We start from the raw sequence: 16,980 nt of genomic DNA, 5'->3' as shown, positions 1-16,980 counted from the left end.
ATGATGATGCATACGAACGAAGATAAAATAGTAGATTTTTTAGCCATAGGAGTAGGGCCTTTTAATTTGGGATTGGCTTGCCTAACAGAAATGTTGGATAGTGTTAATGGAATTTTTTTGGATAAAAGTGAAAAATTTGACTGGCATCCAGGAATGATGCTTCAGGATACCACCTTACAAATTCCTTTTATGGCCGATTTGGTTACTTTGGCAGATCCAACAAATCCATTTAGTTTTTTAAACTATATAAAAGAACAAGGAAGGATTTATTCTTTTTATATAAGAGAAAACTTTCTTTTGCTTAGAAGAGAATACAATCAATACTGCCAATGGGCGATTAGAAAACTGTCTAATGTTCATTTTCAGACCGAAGTTTTAGCAGTGCAATACAATGATATAGAGCAGTGTTATGTGGTATTTGCAAAATGTGTAAAAACCAGTCAAAGAAAAGTTTATAAAACTAGAAAGTTGGTGTTAGGTACGGGTACGCAACCGTATATTCCTAAGTGCTGTGAGACACTAAAAGAAAGTGTAATTCACTCGTCACAATATCTATATCAAAAAGAAAAACTACAATCCAAAAAATCAATTACAGTTTTAGGAAGTGGTCAGAGTGCAGCAGAAATATTTTATGATCTCTTACAAGATATCGATCAAAAGGATTACGAGTTGAATTGGATTACAAGATCACCTAGGTTCTTCCCTTTAGAATATTCGAAGCTTACTTTAGAAATGACATCACCAGAGTATGTAGACTATTTTTATAATCTCCCCTCTTCTAAAAGAGAGGATTTAATCAATAATCAAAAACATCTCTATAAAGGTATTAACCAAGATTTGATAGCAGATATTTTTGATTTAATGTACACTAAACAATTAACTCATAAACTAAAAGTGAACCTTAGAACCAATTCTGCTTTACAAAAGGCAGTCTATGATGATGTATTGGAAAAATTCTACCTAGAAATACACCAGGAAGAGCAGCATAAACATTACAGTCATGAGACAGAAGGGTTGATTTTGTCTACAGGGTATGCCTATAGACAACCAGAATTTATTGAAGGAATAAAAGATAGAATCTGTTGGGATGAAAAAGGCAGATATGATGTACATCGTAATTATGCCATAGATACAAAAGGTCAGGATATTTTTGTTCAAAATGCAGAGTTGCACACTCATGGTTTTGTAACCCCAGATTTGGGAATGGCTTGTTATAGAAACTCATACATCATCAAAGAGTTAACAGGTGTTGATCATTATCCCATAGAAAAACGTATTGCATTTCAGCAATTTGAAGTTACTAAGGAAGAAGAAATCACAGTTGAAGAAGTAGTCAGATGAAGAATTTTCTAATTATAATGACTTTGGTAGCTGTAATTAGTGATTATCTTTTACACCCTTTTTATCCACAGTTTTTTGAAGCTCGTTTTGGGGTTACAGACCCTAAGTATGTAGGGTATTATTTTGCTGCTATTTGTTTTATGGTAATGATTGCATTTCCGTTTTGGGCGTATATCTCTAAAAAAGTAGCCGAATTGAATATCCTGGTATATACGCAATGCATTGCGGGTATTTTGGCATTATATTGCTATTGGACTACCTCTTATGTCAATTTTTGGATCATTTCTTTGGTAATGATTTTATTTAAAGGAAGTTATTTGTTAGTCTATCCTTACATTCTAAAAATCATCACCAAGAAAGAACACCCTGGTACTATTGGTCTATTGTCGGTAGTAGTACATTTAGGAGGGATTTTGGGAGCCGTTATTGGTGGATTAACCGTAGACCTAATTGATGCGAGTTATATCTTTTTAATTATGGCACTAGGAGATTTTATCCAGATGGGAATGAGCGCATATTTATTGAAGAGTGCTCGTTATAGTACTTCTAAAGTAATAGAGGATACGGGTAGTCATGAAACAGAAAAAAGACTTATTCCTAAAGGATTTATTCTTAAAATAGGGTTGATCACCATGATCTTATACTTTAGTGATTTCCTGATTCGGCCTTTTTTTGCAAGCTATTGGGAGCATATTTCTCAATACGATTCCAAATTGATCTCGGGTACAATCTATGCCATCCCTGGGTTTGTAGCATTATTAGCACTTTGGATAAATTCGAAACAAAAATCAGAAAATAGTCATCTTAAAGGAATCATTTCTGCATTATCAATAGGGGCGGTTGGATTGTTATTGCAAGGGGTACCTCTAGAAGCCGTCATTATTACAGGTAGAATAATTTATGGATGGGCAATTTTTCAAGGGGTAGTAAAATTTGATGTTTTACTATTCGAATTGAGTACTCCAGATTCGTATGCAATTGATTACAGTAAAGTACATTTTTTTCAAAACTTTGGAGTGTTGTTATCCTCTTTTTCGGTAGGAATCTTAGTAGAGAATCAAGGATTACAGGTTCCATTTTTTGTCGCTCTGGCAGGCTTTGCGATCACTTTACTACTATACTATTTTATTTTCAGGATAGAAATAAAAATCCCCAATTCAAAAGTTAATAAAAACATACCTATTTCTGAATGAATACGAACAATCAATATATAAATAGTAATTACTTGTTTTCTAGATCTTTTGAAGAAATTGGAGAAATCAGTATACGTCCTTATAGAATATCACAGGACAGCCAAGTATTGCACGAATGGGTGAATCAAGACTATGCGGTTTTTTGGGGAATGCAAGGGACCACAATACAAGAGGTCGAGCAAGAATATGCACGTTTACAAAAACCAGATCATTATGATGTTTTTGTAGGAGTATATCAAGAACAACCTGTTTTTGTACTAGAACGATATCACCCTCAAAAAGATGATGTCGGAACCTTGTATTTTGCAAAAAATGATGATTGTGGGATTCATATCATCGTAGCGCCACCCACAGTCAAAATTCCAAACTTCACCTGGTATTTGTTCAATACAATCATGGAATTCATTTTTCAAGATAAAGAAGTAAATAGGATTCTTGTTGAACCCGATATAAGAAACAAAAAAATGTTCGCTTTGTGTCAACGAATTGGGTTCACCTTGGATAAGATAGTAGAATTACCTCATAAAACAGCGCAATTAGCTTTTTTAGAAAGACATACATACCAACAACTTAAATTTTTACCAAATATTAATAAGAGAAGTGCCATGAATACATTAGATCACGCCGTTTCGCCCCAACAATCGATTGCTCATTTACAACCAGAAGTATGGGTAAAAATAAATACATTATTCATCACCAAAGCAATTTGTGAATTTAATCATGAACTACTTATTAAACCTGATATAATAGAAGAATTAGAAGGAGGATGGAATCATTATGTTACAAAATCTGATGACCCAAAGATAACGTATCAGTTTCTTGCAAAGCCATTGGCATTAAATCACCTGCAGATAGATACAGCTTCTATCAAGAAGTTTGCTAAAAGTGAGACTGTTGTGTTAGATGGGGTTCTTTTTATTAAAGAATTTAGAAAACAACTGGGTATAAGTGACTCACAGATGCCTGTATACTTAGAAGAGGTTATTAGTACGCTATACGGAAGTGCTTTTAAGTTCTTAAAAGGAAATCCTACCGCAGAAGAATTGGTTACTGCAGATTTTCAAACCATCGAGCAATCTATGACCGAGGGACACCCTGGTTTTTTGGCAAATAATGGGCGTATAGGGTTTGATAGCAGTGATTATAGAGCATATGCTCCCGAGGCAGGAAACTCTTTTTCACTATTGTGGTTGGCCGGCCATAAAAGTAGGGCTGTATATGCTGCCATAGAAGAGTTGCCTTATGAGAAAATCATTCAACAAGAATTGGATGAAGAGACTATTACCTCTTTTAATAAGATGATTATTAGCAAAGGATTTGATCCGGACGATTATTTCTTTATTCCTATGCATCCTTGGCAATGGTTTAATAAATTAGCCAATATATTCTCACCCGAAATTGCCACAGGAAACCTAATCTGTCTGGGATATGGTCCGGATCAATATTTTGCGCAACAATCTATTAGAACACTTTTTAATAGTACCAACCCTCATAAATTTTATACAAAAACTGCCTTGTCAATTCTAAACATGGGATTTATGAGAGGTTTGCCTTTATATTATTTAGGGACCGCTCCCAAAATGGCACTATGGTTAGAAGAGCTTTTATATAATGATGCGTATATACAAGAAACCGGGTTTAGTATGCTGGGAGAAATAGCATCGGTGAGTTATGTAAACCCATATTTCGAAGAATTTGGCCCTCATAACGATTATAATAAAATGTTAGCTTCTCTATGGAGAGAAAGTCCGATATCTGTTGTAACTAAAGAACAACAACCTATGACGATGGCAGCATTTTTACATATTGATCATCACGGTAACGCATTATTACCAAAAATCATAAAAGCTTCTGGTTTGTCTATAGAACATTGGTTAGAAAAATACCTAAAAGCGTATTTGAGCCCATTGTTACATTGTTTTTATCATTTTGATCTGGTATTTATGCCACATGGTGAAAACATCATTATGGTGTTAGAAGATCATATTCCGGTAAAGGTTTTGCTGAAAGATATTACCGAAGAAGCGTGTATCCTGAGCTCAGATGTAGTATTGCCAGAGCATCTAAAACGTATGTATGCTCCCGTACCTGAAGACGTAAAGTTGTTATCCATTTTTACAGATGTTTTTGATGGATTCTTTAGGTTTATGGGACATATTTTAGAACAGTATGCCAGTTTTTCTGAAGCAAAATTCTGGAAAGTTGTGGCCTCTAACATTCAGGAGTATCAGGAACGTTATCCACAACACACAACAAAGTTTAAGCAATATGATTTGTTTGCTTCCGATTTTCAGTTGTCGTGCCTTAATAGATTGCAATTAAACAATCACAAACAAATGATTGATCTGGATGATCCTGTAGCTTTATTACAGTTTGCAGGAAGGTTGAAGAACCCAATAGCAGCTTATAAAAAAGAGATTCTTGAAACAGTTTCTTGAAGATTAAATAAATTATGAATCAAAGCATTGAAATACCAAACAGTCTGTTTTCAAGAACGATCGAGGGTTTTGGAACTATAAATTTACGCCCTTTTAATCTTGAGCAGGATATAGACATTATTTATGATTGGGTTACAAGACCGTATGCTACGTATTGGGGAATGACCACCAAAACTATAGAAGAGGTGATACAGGAATATAGAACCTTATCTTCTTTACCGCATTACGAGGTTTTGATTGGGATGTATAAAGGTAAACCAGCTTTTTTGATGGAGAAGTATAAAGCTTCAGAAGACCGTATCGCATCTTATTATCAGGTAAAAGAAGGAGATTTTGGAATGCACATTTTGGTAGGACCACCAGATCATAAAATAGCTGGTTTCACATGGAATGTGTTTACCACAATACAAGCATACTTTTTTGCTCAACCTCATGTAGTTCGAATGGTTGTTGAGCCTGATGTACGCAATGAAAAAATTCATGCGCTTAATAAAAAAGCAGGATTTCGGTATCAAAAAGAAATTGAGTTACCAGAGAAGAGGGCAACCTTAGCTTTTTGTGAGCGGGCTGATTATGAAATGAGCCGCAACAATTAGATTGCTACCAACCAAAATGGTGTTGGATGAATTCTATCTGATCTATAATAAACAATAAATATAATCAGATAAAAAAGCCCAAAGACTTTCACAAAAAAATAAAAAATGACTACTAATAAAATATCTCATCAAGATAAATCCGCAGTGAACTACCTTACCACAGATGCATGGAGGCGAGTAAATCAAGCACTAGTTAGAAAAGCAATAAGTGAATTTGCTCATGAGTTAGTCTTTGAGCCGACATTAATAAAAAGAAATGACAAATATAATACCTATTTATTGGTTTCTGATATTCAAGGAATAGCCTATAAATTTAATGCTGTTATAAGAGCTCTAGACCATTGGGATATCGATGAAAAAACCATTGTAAAGTGGCACAATGATAAATCTGATACTATTGATGCTTTACTTTTTATTACCGAGTTTAAAGAAACATTGGGCATTCCATCGCATTTGCTGACTACCTATATGGAAGAAATTTCAAGTACACTTGCTAGTGCGACCTACAAATATACTCATCAACAATTTTCGTCTGGTGAGCTGGTAAAAAGCTCATTTCAAGCCATAGAACATGCAATGACAGAAGGTCACCCTTGTTTTGTGGCCAATAATGGAAGGATTGGTTTTACTGGTGAAGATTACTTAAAATATGCTCCAGAGACCAATCAACCCTTTAAGATATTATGGCTGGCTGGTCATAAAGATAAAACCACGTATACGGGCTGTAAACAATACGAATATAACCTAGTCATGCGCAAAGAACTTGGTGTTGGTACTATTGCAAAGTTTAACTCAAAATTAGAAGCTCTCGGATTAAACTTAGCATCTTATTTTTTTATTCCGGTACATCCCTGGCAATGGAATCATAAAATACAACAAGTTTTTGCTGCTGATATTGCAAATCAAAAATTGGTGTTTTTGGGAGAAGGAGAAGATCAATATAGTGCACAACAATCAATTCGAACACTCTACAATATAAGTAATCCTAAAAAGATGTATACCAAAACGGCATTGTCTATTTTAAATATGGGATTTATGCGAGGACTATCTCCGTATTATATGCAAAGTACTCCAGGAATAACACGATGGATTACAGAATTGCTAGAAGAGGATGTCTATCTGCAACAAACTGGTTTTACTATGTTAGGAGAAGTGGCAACGATTGGATATCAAAATACATATTATGAAATATTAGGTAAAACCAATGCACATAATAAAATGCTTTCTGCTTTATGGCGAGAAAGCCCGCATAATAAAATAAAAGACAATCAACAGTTGATGACCATGGCCGCTTTTTTGCACCAGGATAACAGAGGGGATGCCCTGTTGGTAGAATTGATTAAAACTTCGCCTTATAATACAGAATCGTGGTTACGTAGATATTTTGCGGCTTATCTTAACCCGCTATTGCACTGTTTTTATAAGTATGAATTAGTTTTTATGCCACATGGCGAAAATATAATCATGGTGATGGAAAATAATACTCCCTCGCATATTCTAATGAAGGATATTACCGAAGAGGTTATTGTTTTTGATCCGATACTAGCCAAGTCAGAAGATGCAAAACGTTTGTATACAGAAACATCTGATGAGATGAAAGTATTGAGCATATTTACAGATGTTTTTGATTGCTTTTTTAGATTTATGTCTGCCATTTTAGAAAAACATTTGGCATACTCAGAAAATAGCTTTTGGGAGTTGGTGGCAGAAAGTATTTATTCGTATCAGGATGCGCACCCAGAGCTACAATCAAAATTTGAAAAATACGATCTTTTTGTACCAGAGTTTGATAGATGCTGCCTTAATCGATTGCAACTAAAAAACACGCAGCAGATGCTTAATCTTTCTGACCCTATAGAGAGCCTCATTCTAGAAGGAACACTAGAAAATCCATTAGCAAGATTTCGAAGCAAAAAATACAAAGAGATGAAAATCAATCATCTTTCATTGTCAAATTAACTAATACCATTTTACCTTTGGAATTACTCAAAAAATAAACAGGGATTTTCGATTTAGACAAGAAATAAAATCGAAGCATAGCCTTAGCTACGGTTCTATTTTATTTCGCAGTATACATTAAAAAGAACTATTAGTTATGGGAAATTTCAAAGGTAAAATGGTATAACTACTACTATTTTATTATAACAAAAATGGAAACAATAAAATCAAAAAGAATTTTAGCCATTGATCTGGCAAGAGGTCTAAGTGTATTAATGGTGATTGTTGTACATACACTTTGGATGTACGGAGATATTAAAACCCAAACTGAAACTTGGTTAGGATCCACTGTTCATTTTATAGGAAAAGGAACAGGAATGTTTCTAATCGCCATGGGAGTATCATTTACGCTATCTCGCAATCAAAGTATTGTACTTTCTATAAAGCGAGCATTTTATATTCTGGCGGTAGGGTATTTGATGAATTTCTTAAAGTTTATAGTGCCTGTTGTTATAGGAACTGTACCTGATAATTTTATAGCTGCCTATGGGTGGACAAGCCCTGTTACCTTAGACAATATGATTTATATGTTAGGAACTGGAGACATTTTACAATTAGCTGGGGTCTCATTATTGTTTATGGGAATCATAAATAGATTTTCTAAAAACAAATATATACCTCTTTTAATAGCCTTGTGTATTGCATTGTTAACCAAAGAAGTGCATGGGGTTAGAGTTGGTATTACAGGTTTCGATTATTTGTTGGATCTCTTGTGGGGAGCAGAATGGAATGTATATTTTGCAGTATTTCCATGGTTTTCTTTTATACTTATTGGTATGTTCTTTGGTATGTGGTATAAAGAAAAAGAAAAAAGTAACTCATATCTTTTTGGAAGAATGTTAATAGCAGGTATCGTATTAATGTGTGTAGGAGGGGGGCTATGTTATTATAACTATGAATATCATTTTGGAGATTATTTTCACTTAGGACCGGGAGGAACACTGTATTTAGGAGGCTTTAATCTAGTGATCATGTGGATTGCAAACATATTGGTTACGTATATAAGAGATAATAAAGTTTTTAACTTTTTGTATTACTGTAGCAAACGAGTAACTACCATTTATGTAATCCAATGGGTAATCATTTGTTGGGGAATGGGTGTTTTAGGATATCAGCAATTTGGGGTTAGTGGAGTTTTACTTTTAATACCCGTTTATATCTTATTGACATTAGGAATACAAAAATTTGTGCTCGATAGAGCCCTTTCTTCTAAGAAAGTGAAAAAACAATCGGTAACCAATACCAGAAGAAAACAAGTAACCGTATAAATACAATGATATGCGACAGTTTGATTGTATTAGATTAGAGTATTTTAGAGAAGAAGAACTTTTAATCTGGAGAATAAAAGATACCGGAATGCCTAATTTTTGCTTAAAGGGACTTCATGAGTTTCGTGAATTTGGTATTTGGGTAAAGCAGTATTTTCAACATCCAGATAGACCTTTAAAATTTATAATTTCTGGATCAGAGCATAATGGAATCTATAATATGGGAGGTGACTTGCCATTTTTTTTGGAATGTATAAATACCAAAAATGTAGAAAAGCTAAAAACGTATGCTCATTTATGTATTGACGCTATTTATAATATTTATACTTCTTTTGGTTTGCCTGCAATTAGTATAGCTTTGGTAGAAGGCAATGCATATGGAGGAGGGTTCGAATGTGCTTTGGCACATGACTTTATTATTGCAGAAGAAGGAGTGCAATTTTGTTTACCCGAAAATAAGTTTAATCTGTTTCCAGGTATGGGAGCCCATAGCCTTTTAACCAGAAAAACCAATGTATTAGATGCGGATATGCTTATACGAAGTAGTCGAATTTATAAATCCAGATATTTACAATCCTTGGGATTGGTAGAAAAGATAGTAGAAAGAGAAAAAGGGTGGTTAGAGCTAATTGGGTTTGTACATACGATCAAAGAGCAGTTTAATTTTGAGTATCATCATATTCAGTGTAAAAAAATGATCAATCCATTGTCTAAACAAGAATTGCTAGATATTACCAATCTGTGGGTAAAAGCGTGCTTGCAAATAGAAGCATTTGACCTTCGTAAAATGGAGATATTGGCACAAGCACAATATAGAAGAACAAAAATCGAAGTATAAAAAAGTATACATAGAAATAAGAGGTATGTATTTCTTACATACCTCTTACCCGCTTTATGTATTGGAACTTCGTTATGAAGCTTTGAGATGCCATAAATACTGTGGTTTTCTTGATTTTAGCATAGCACCGCTATAGTTACATTAAAAAAGCAAGTGTAACGTCAGTATTTGCAGTAGCTTAAAGATGTAATAGATTTTCCAATGTATAAAACGGGTTTAATGAAGGGGAGCTTAAAAAGGATATTCGTATAAGAGTATTAAGCTGTTATTTTGTTCGAACTTAAAAACGGTTTTAATTCTGATTTTACCTGGGTAATCCATTTCTCCAAACGCTTATCGGTGAGTTGAGACTCGTTATCATGATCAATGGCTAATCCATAAAAATAACCCTCTTTGTCTTCGATCGCCGCTACAGAATCTGTAAAACGATATCCTTCATATGGCCAGTGCCCGATGACTTCGCCACCATTTTCAATAACTACTTTTGCCAGGATTCCTACACCATCTATAAAATATTCACCATATCCGATTTGATCACCTAATCCATAGATGGCAACAACTTTATTGGTGAAGTCTATTTCCTGAAAATCATCAAAAAACGCTTCCCAGTCACTTTGTAAATCACCGTCATACCATGTTGATAAACCAAAAATGAATACATCAAAATCATCGAAATCTTCTTTAGACACATCACCGATTTCTCTAACGTCTAATTCTTCGGCACCCCAAAGTGATGTGAAGTCTTTTGTTACATCATCTGTACAACCCGTATCAGAACCATAAAACAAAGCTATTTTTTGCATAAGAATATAAATTTTTAATCTGATACAAAAATACATTATTTTTAATTATTCTAAATAAAAATAATGTAATAAATTTGAACCAATCAACTACCTTGGAGCAAGCTCACAGGGTATCCAGCGAAAAAACCGTATTAACATTTCGAGGCAAGCCTCGGAGAATTAAACTCCACAATGTGGATTAAAACTTAAGACATGTACAATTTAGATTTATTATATACGAATACAGTAGGAAGCGCTTTTACTATCAAAAACCAATTTGATGAAGAGCCACAATCAAAAATACAGTTTCTCATAGGTGACATTGCAGTACTTATGGATGTGCCAGAAATAAAATCTTTTTTATCTGTTGTTCGTTTGGCACAAAAAGGCTGCCAGTGTACATCATGCAATCAAAAGAGTGCTTATAGAACGATTAAATGCAATACCCCGCAGGCCGAAATTAATTTTAAGGTTACTCCAGAAACTTTAGTAGGTTTTGAAGAATTGGTGATGGGAGTTTTGTTTCACCTCGAGTATAACGATGTATTGTCATTTAATGAGATAAACTAGAATTTTTGATTGCCCACCCCATCTTCGATAGAGTTGAAGCCCTGGTTTATGATATCAGCATTTTATAAGAATTTATTGGTTTCAGAAGTGTTGGTTTGATATTTTGTATTGACCAAAAATTTCATAAAAATATACAGGCCTAAAACATGAGTTAGATTAATCAAAACAGTAAATACCTTATTATAAAAGAATAACTCATTAATAGGTACGAGTGCCACAATAAAAATGCATATACCGGCTACAATCATAATATTTACTTTCTCATCATATTTTACCACATGATACGTTAGGTATGAGGTAATCGTAAATGTTATCGAACCTGCTAAACAAATGATCACAAATGGAAGCGCTTGCAATACGTGCGAAAGAAGTAATTCTGAAATAGCATAGATTAGATAAACAATCAACGCAGTACCGATGATCAATGGTAAAGAAATTAACGTGTTCCGTTGAAATTTATACTGGACAACAAACTTTCTCAAAACCAATGAACTTAGCAGAAAAAAGATACCGATTAAGGTGCAAATAATAGAAAAGTAACTTTTAAAATCTGTATAGATAAGAATATCCGTGATCAACATTAGAAAAAGACTTAGCAAGTACCAGTAGTTAATTTTAATTGCAGAGTTGATGTATAGTAATGCAATACAAATTACTGTAAATGGTAAAGCAAGTGTTAAAAACTTCCGATCAAAAAATACAGCAATAACTATTACGATTATAAAAGAAAAATAAAACAAGTACTTTAACCCTATGTTTTTAGTAAATCTCAATTGATAGTATTCTTGGTTTTTGTTGTTTTACACTAAGATAAGAAATCCCTTCTAGTTACATTTTTTTAATTGACATTAAGTTATTTTCTCCCCAAGAAATAATATAATTTTAAGCATGAATCTACTTTTTTGCAGACTTTCTTAACCTTCTACTACTTTTGTTATTGAATTGCGGTATTTTTTGGGTGTAATACCTTCAATTTTTTTAAAAGCTGCGGTAAAGTGAGTAGAGTTTTTGTAACCGATTAATTCTGAGATTTCGTAGATAGGTTTTTTGCTATGTAGTAACAATTGTTTTGCTTTTTCCATTCGTAATTCTGAGGCGTATTCGAAAATGGTTTTCCCGAAAACCCTTTTAAACTGTTTTTTTAGGGTAAAATCATTTAATCCCGTTTGACGGGCTAATTGTTGTATAGAATATTGTACAGAAAGGTCAGAAGCAATTAGATGTTGGGTTTGGTATAATTTTTTAACCACGTTATCTACAGAATTGGCAATTTCTGACTTGTTGGTTGATTGCGAATCTAACATCAATGAAATTAACTCCAACGTTTTAGACTCTAGAAACAATCGTTTTAGAAGGCCTTTTCTATCGTCGGTTAGTATTTCGGCTACTATTTCTCGGGTTTTATTGCATAAGGGTTGAGCAAAGTCTCGTTTTAATTTCTTAAAATAATATTGATGTAATATATTATATTCTTGGTTGAGGCAATGTTTTTGAATGAAAGAAATATCCATTCTTATTTTTACTTGCTTCAAAGGCTTATTTTTATAATATGCGATAGAACCTTTTGTTTCAGATAAGTATACCAGATATGATTCTTGGCTTTCATATACCAAATCTGTATCTACCCCTTCTATTTTAATAATTTGCTCGCCCTCTATTAGAAAAGAAAGTTCTAAAATGCCTTCAGAAAGCTCTCCTTCTAAAATAATATCTTCTGTAAAGAGTACATCATAAATACCAATAGATAATCCATCAAAATGATAAAAATGATAATAGCCAGTACCATATTGCTCTAAAAATGTAAAATGTTTTGAAACAATGCCACATTGCTCACTGGTGATTGTAGGCTGAATAATGGAATATAAAGCACACGTATTTTTTTTGCTTCCTCCCTCTGTTTTAGATAAGTTCTTTTCGCGTCTTTTTTTATCCATAATACGTCATTTTTATCATGCTATAGCCCTTAATTTCGCACTTAATACTTATTTAGATTAAATATAAATAAGAATGTAAAACTAACTAAATAGTTTTAAAAAAATTGTAATCATCAGTGGAAAATTTTCGAAAAAAAGGGAGCTTTTTTTTAATGTTTTGGTATGCCATAATGTGTAATGCACAAAGCGAAATTACGGGAGTTGTTTTAGATCAAAAAACAAATCCTGTTCCAGAAGCTTCGGTACGGATTCTGGAACTTAACAATAGTGGAACAGTAAGTGATTTTGACGGTAGGTTTACTTTAACCGTACCTTCTGGTAATTATACGATCGAAACGACCTTTATAGGTTTAAAAAAGAATAGAACTACTATAGCTGTAGGAAAATCCAAGACCATAAAACTTACTATTGTTCTAGAAGAGGATATAGAAGAATTAAATGATGTTATTGTAAAAGGCAGAACGCAAAACGAACAAAAAAGAAATACTGGTTATGCAGTCAATGTATTAGAAACCAAAGCACTTAAAAATGTAACCACCGATATCAATCAGGTGATTAAGAGTATACCAGGAGTAAACTTAAGAGAAGTAGGCGGGTTAGGATCTAATTTTAAGTTGACTTTAAACGGGTTAGTAGGAAATCAAATACGATATTTTATAGATGGAGTTCCCATGGAAAACTTTGGATCGACATTAACACTTAACAACTTCCCAATAAACCTTGTTAAATCTATCGAGGTGTATAAAGGTGTGGTACCTATTTCTTTAGGTTCAGATGCCTTAGGAGGAGCTATTAACATAATTACAAGTAATAAGAAAAAGAATTATCTGGATGCCAGCTATAGCATAGGTTCTTTTAATACACATCGTACAGCTGTAAATACGCAATTCGTAAATAAGAATAATTATTATTTAAAGTTGATTTCTTTTTACAATTATTCTGACAATGATTATGAAATGAAAGATGTTCCTGTTTTTGATCTCGAGTTAGGTAATTTTTTAGGAAATGTTGATGTCAAAAGATTTAATGACGAATATACTTCGACAATGGTATCGCCAGAATTTGGAGTTTTTGATAAATCATTCGCAGATCAATGGTACTTTAGAGTAACCGGAGCTTATAATAAGAACAATTATCAACATCCTGATAATAACATATTACGAGTTTTAGGACAGTTTAATACCGAGGGAAAGACGTTGTTGTTATCGACATCTTACCGCAAAAAAATACATAAATTAGAAATAAAAGCATCAGGTCTTTTGGGCTGGGTCAAAGAAACCAATGATGACACCAGTATACGTAAATATAACTGGACCGGAGCTTTTATAGAACGTAACCCTTTGGATCAGTTGGGAGAATTGGGATCAGTAAGATCCTTATTCAAACTTACAGATCGTGTTGCCAGCAGTCAGGTAAATGCAAAGTACTCACTAAAAAGAAATCACCTCATAGAAGCTAATTATGCGTTTAATTACTTAAAACGTAAGGGCGAAGACGAGGTAAATCCACTGAATGCTGCTTTTAGAGCTCCGGGAGTATTATCAAAAAATATAGCTGGATTGGCCTACACCTTAAAAGGTCTGAATGACTTTTATAATCTAACTTTTTTCGGGAAACAATATTTGTTTTCTGCCCATCAAGAAAACATTACAGGAGAGAAAATAGAGGATGTAGATTTTTCTGGTACTGGTTACGGAGCATCTTTGTCGGTGAGTCCTATAAAAGAATTATCTGTAAAAGCTTCTTATGAAAAAGCATATAGAATTCCTGAAAGTTACGAGCTGCTAGGAAATGGATTATTTATACGACCTAATTTTAATTTACAACCAGAAGAAAGCGATAACATCAATCTGGGGACACGTTTAAATACTTCGTTTTCCTCGTTTAAACTAACTTTTGATGCTAATTTCTTTTATCGCAAATCGATCGACTTTATTCGACTAAAAAGACCCGAAGGTGTCTTTAGTGAGTTTGATAACATTACCAATGTATCTTCTACCGGCATAGAATCGGGGATTAAAACTGTGTTTAAGGATAAAATCGAAGCTCAGTTTAATATCACTTATCAGGATATTATCGATAAAGACAGGCTAGACGAAGGCATCGAAAACGCGGCTTATAATAGTAGAGTACCTAATATCCCTTATTTCTTCTTTAATACCAGGGTGGGAGCTAAATTCTTAAAAAATAAGCTGTCGGTATATTGGAATTATTCGTTTACAGAATCCTATTTCTTAAAAACCGAAAACAACGGTAATCCTCTCGATAAAAACGATATTCCTGCTCAAAATGTGCATGGATTAGATATAGATTATAGTTGGAAAGCAGGAAGGTACAACCTTTCTGGGTCGATAACCAACTTAACAGATGCTTTGGTGTTTGATAATTTCAGAATTCAAAAACCAGGAAGAGCATTTTACTTAAAACTTAGATACTTTTTACAATAGATGAATTTCACTTTTTAAATTAAATATAATCATGAAACAATTAAAAATAAATATTCTAATATTAGCGGCAATGTTACTTGGATTGGTAGCATGTAGTAGCGATGACGATGCTCCTGTTCCCGTTTCTAATCCTGATCCTGATCCCGATCCAGAAGTAGTAGAACCCGAAGTAACGGGGCAATCTTCAAACGGTTTTGTTATGGCGTTAAGGACAACAGGAGATAACGAAACAGATTATATCGTAAGTAAAGAAGATATAATGACAGGAGAAATCTCTGCAGCAGGCACAGGGATAGAACTTACCAGCTGGAGGTTTTTCTATCCTGTAGGTAAAACACTTTTTACCACGGGATATAGCGAGGATAACCAGGGAGCTGCTTATGCAGATAATGGTAAAGGATTCATAGAAAAAAAGGGAGGTTTTATTTTTGAAAATGCGTTGGAAATGTTTGGTGCTGGAGATGATCAAACACTTTTGGCCATGGAGATCGCAAGAAATTTACCTACCAGAAGATTACATATTATCGATGCAGAAACAGGGCTTGTAAAACAAATTTCTAATATTAATATTTTTGTTGAACCTTCAATAGACCCTAGAGAGACTAAAATTTCATGGCCTACTGCTTTAAAGGTAAGAGGAGATAAGTTATTTATTCCTTTCCAGAAAATAAAAAATGAGTTTGATGATAAAGGAACCGCTGTTGATCTTGGTACTACAGATCCAGATGAAGCTTTTGTTGCAGTATTTTCATATCCAAATATAGGAAGCGATCCAGAAAAAATTATTAGCGATAGCAGAACCAGTAATATTGGGGTAAACGGGGCTACGACCGGTTTGATCGAAGCAGATAATGGTGATTTGTATTCGTTCTCTTGTGGGGCAGTTATGGCCGGTTTCTCTGCAGCATCCACAAAACCGTCGGGTATCCTTAGAATTAAAAACAATGAAACAGAATTTGATGACAGCTACTTCTTTAATGTAGAAGAGGCTACTAACGGAGGGAAGTTGTTTTCACTTGATTATGCAGGAGGTAATAAAGCGATTGCACGTATTCTTACCAATGACACTGGTAATAAGTGGGAAGCCTTTGGTAGAACTGTGTTTAACCAAAAATTGGTAATTCTTGATCTGGATGCAAAAACAGTAACGGATGTTGCTAATATTCCATTACATGCAAAACGTTATACATCCCCTATTTTGATAGAAGACGGTAAAGCATATGAAAGTGTAGAAACTGCAACAGATGCTTATGTGTACCAGATCGATATTGCGACGGCCACCGGTACCAAAGGAGCTAAGATTGTGGGTAAAACTATTAAAGGTTTCTTTAGACTAAAATAAGGTAATCTGGATTAGATTTTCCTTGAGTTTAGTTAGGATTTCGTTTAGAATGATAAAAATATTGAATGTCCGTAATGTATAATAACTCATTATTGTCAACCTGAACTTGTTTCAGGTTCTAGTTATAAGTTAGTACTTATAAATGTAATAAGATTCCGAAATAAATTAGGAATGACATTGAAAGTATCAGTGGTACACAAAACGGATAATCATATAAAAATATAAAAGGTGTA

General features: G+C 33.8%; 13 protein-coding genes. 10 read left to right on the top strand and 3 right to left on the bottom strand.

Translation table 11 applies throughout. From position 1 onward, the window contains the following. The 7 genes from ABW636_RS08985 (at position 1) to ABW636_RS08955 (ending at position 9,672) form a co-directional block, all read left to right on the top strand. The gene (locus tag ABW636_RS08985) at positions 1-1,341 is read left to right on the top strand and encodes a lysine N(6)-hydroxylase/L-ornithine N(5)-oxygenase family protein (protein ID WP_367589640.1); all 1,341 of its coding nucleotides are present in this window, start codon (positions 1-3) and stop codon (positions 1,339-1,341) included. Next, on the top strand, positions 1,338-2,534 hold the full coding sequence (locus tag ABW636_RS08980; RefSeq protein ID WP_367589639.1) for an MFS transporter: 1,197 nt from the start codon (positions 1,338-1,340) through the stop codon (positions 2,532-2,534). Before ABW636_RS08985 ends, ABW636_RS08980 begins: the two co-directional genes overlap by 4 nt. Then, positions 2,531-4,972 (top strand): GNAT family N-acetyltransferase, encoded by a 2,442-nt coding sequence (locus tag ABW636_RS08975; protein WP_367589638.1) that lies wholly within the window; start codon positions 2,531-2,533, stop codon positions 4,970-4,972. The genes ABW636_RS08980 and ABW636_RS08975 overlap by 4 nt, the downstream gene beginning before the upstream one ends. A 14-nt stretch (positions 4,973-4,986) precedes the next feature. Beyond that, the gene (locus ABW636_RS08970) at positions 4,987-5,568 is read left to right on the top strand and encodes a GNAT family N-acetyltransferase (protein WP_367589637.1); all 582 of its coding nucleotides are present in this window, start codon (positions 4,987-4,989) and stop codon (positions 5,566-5,568) included. Positions 5,569-5,673: 105 nt separating this feature from the next. Then, the gene (locus ABW636_RS08965) at positions 5,674-7,527 is read left to right on the top strand and encodes an IucA/IucC family protein (RefSeq protein ID WP_367589636.1); all 1,854 of its coding nucleotides are present in this window, start codon (positions 5,674-5,676) and stop codon (positions 7,525-7,527) included. 191 nt (positions 7,528-7,718) lie between these two features. After that, positions 7,719-8,834, top strand: a complete 1,116-nt coding sequence (locus tag ABW636_RS08960) for a heparan-alpha-glucosaminide N-acetyltransferase domain-containing protein (RefSeq protein WP_367589635.1) — start codon at positions 7,719-7,721, stop codon at positions 8,832-8,834. 10 nt (positions 8,835-8,844) lie between these two features. Next, a complete protein-coding gene (locus ABW636_RS08955; protein ID WP_367589634.1) occupies positions 8,845-9,672 on the top strand; it encodes a crotonase/enoyl-CoA hydratase family protein in 828 nt (275 codons plus the stop codon). A 257-nt stretch (positions 9,673-9,929) separates the two neighbouring features. Here ABW636_RS08955 and ABW636_RS08950 read toward each other — a convergent pair whose 3' ends face one another. Next, complete coding sequence (locus ABW636_RS08950; RefSeq protein WP_367589633.1) at positions 9,930-10,475, bottom strand: flavodoxin; 546 nt, start codon at positions 10,473-10,475, stop codon at positions 9,930-9,932. A 192-nt stretch (positions 10,476-10,667) separates the two neighbouring features. On the opposite strand from ABW636_RS08950, the gene ABW636_RS08945 reads away from it, so the two are divergent. Continuing rightward, a complete protein-coding gene (locus ABW636_RS08945; RefSeq protein ID WP_367589632.1) occupies positions 10,668-11,024 on the top strand; it encodes a hypothetical protein in 357 nt (118 codons plus the stop codon). A gap of 62 nt (positions 11,025-11,086) precedes the next feature. Here ABW636_RS08945 and ABW636_RS08940 read toward each other — a convergent pair whose 3' ends face one another. Together ABW636_RS08940 and ABW636_RS08935 are read right to left on the bottom strand one after the other, a co-directional pair. Next, positions 11,087-11,449 (bottom strand): hypothetical protein, encoded by a 363-nt coding sequence (locus ABW636_RS08940; protein ID WP_367589631.1) that lies wholly within the window; start codon positions 11,447-11,449, stop codon positions 11,087-11,089. Positions 11,450-11,938: 489 nt separating this feature from the next. Next, positions 11,939-12,958 carry a helix-turn-helix domain-containing protein gene (locus tag ABW636_RS08935; RefSeq protein ID WP_367589630.1) on the bottom strand — a complete coding sequence of 340 codons (1,020 nt, stop codon included), beginning with the start codon at positions 12,956-12,958 and terminating at the stop codon, positions 11,939-11,941. Between the two features lie 116 nt (positions 12,959-13,074). On the opposite strand from ABW636_RS08935, the gene ABW636_RS08930 reads away from it, so the two are divergent. Further along, entirely contained in the window at positions 13,075-15,405 is a 2,331-nt protein-coding gene (locus tag ABW636_RS08930) for a TonB-dependent receptor (RefSeq protein WP_367589629.1), read from the top strand. Positions 15,406-15,436: 31 nt separating this feature from the next. Next, a complete protein-coding gene (locus ABW636_RS08925; RefSeq protein WP_367589628.1) occupies positions 15,437-16,747 on the top strand; it encodes a DUF4374 domain-containing protein in 1,311 nt (436 codons plus the stop codon). The last annotated feature ends 233 nt before the right edge of the window (positions 16,748-16,980 follow it).

It is taken from the genome of Aquimarina discodermiae (genome assembly GCF_040786235.1).
In the GTDB taxonomy this organism is placed as follows: Bacteria; Bacteroidota; Bacteroidia; order Flavobacteriales; family Flavobacteriaceae; genus Aquimarina.
Note: the sequence above shows the minus strand (reverse complement) of the source record. Positions and strands in the feature narration are given on the sequence as shown.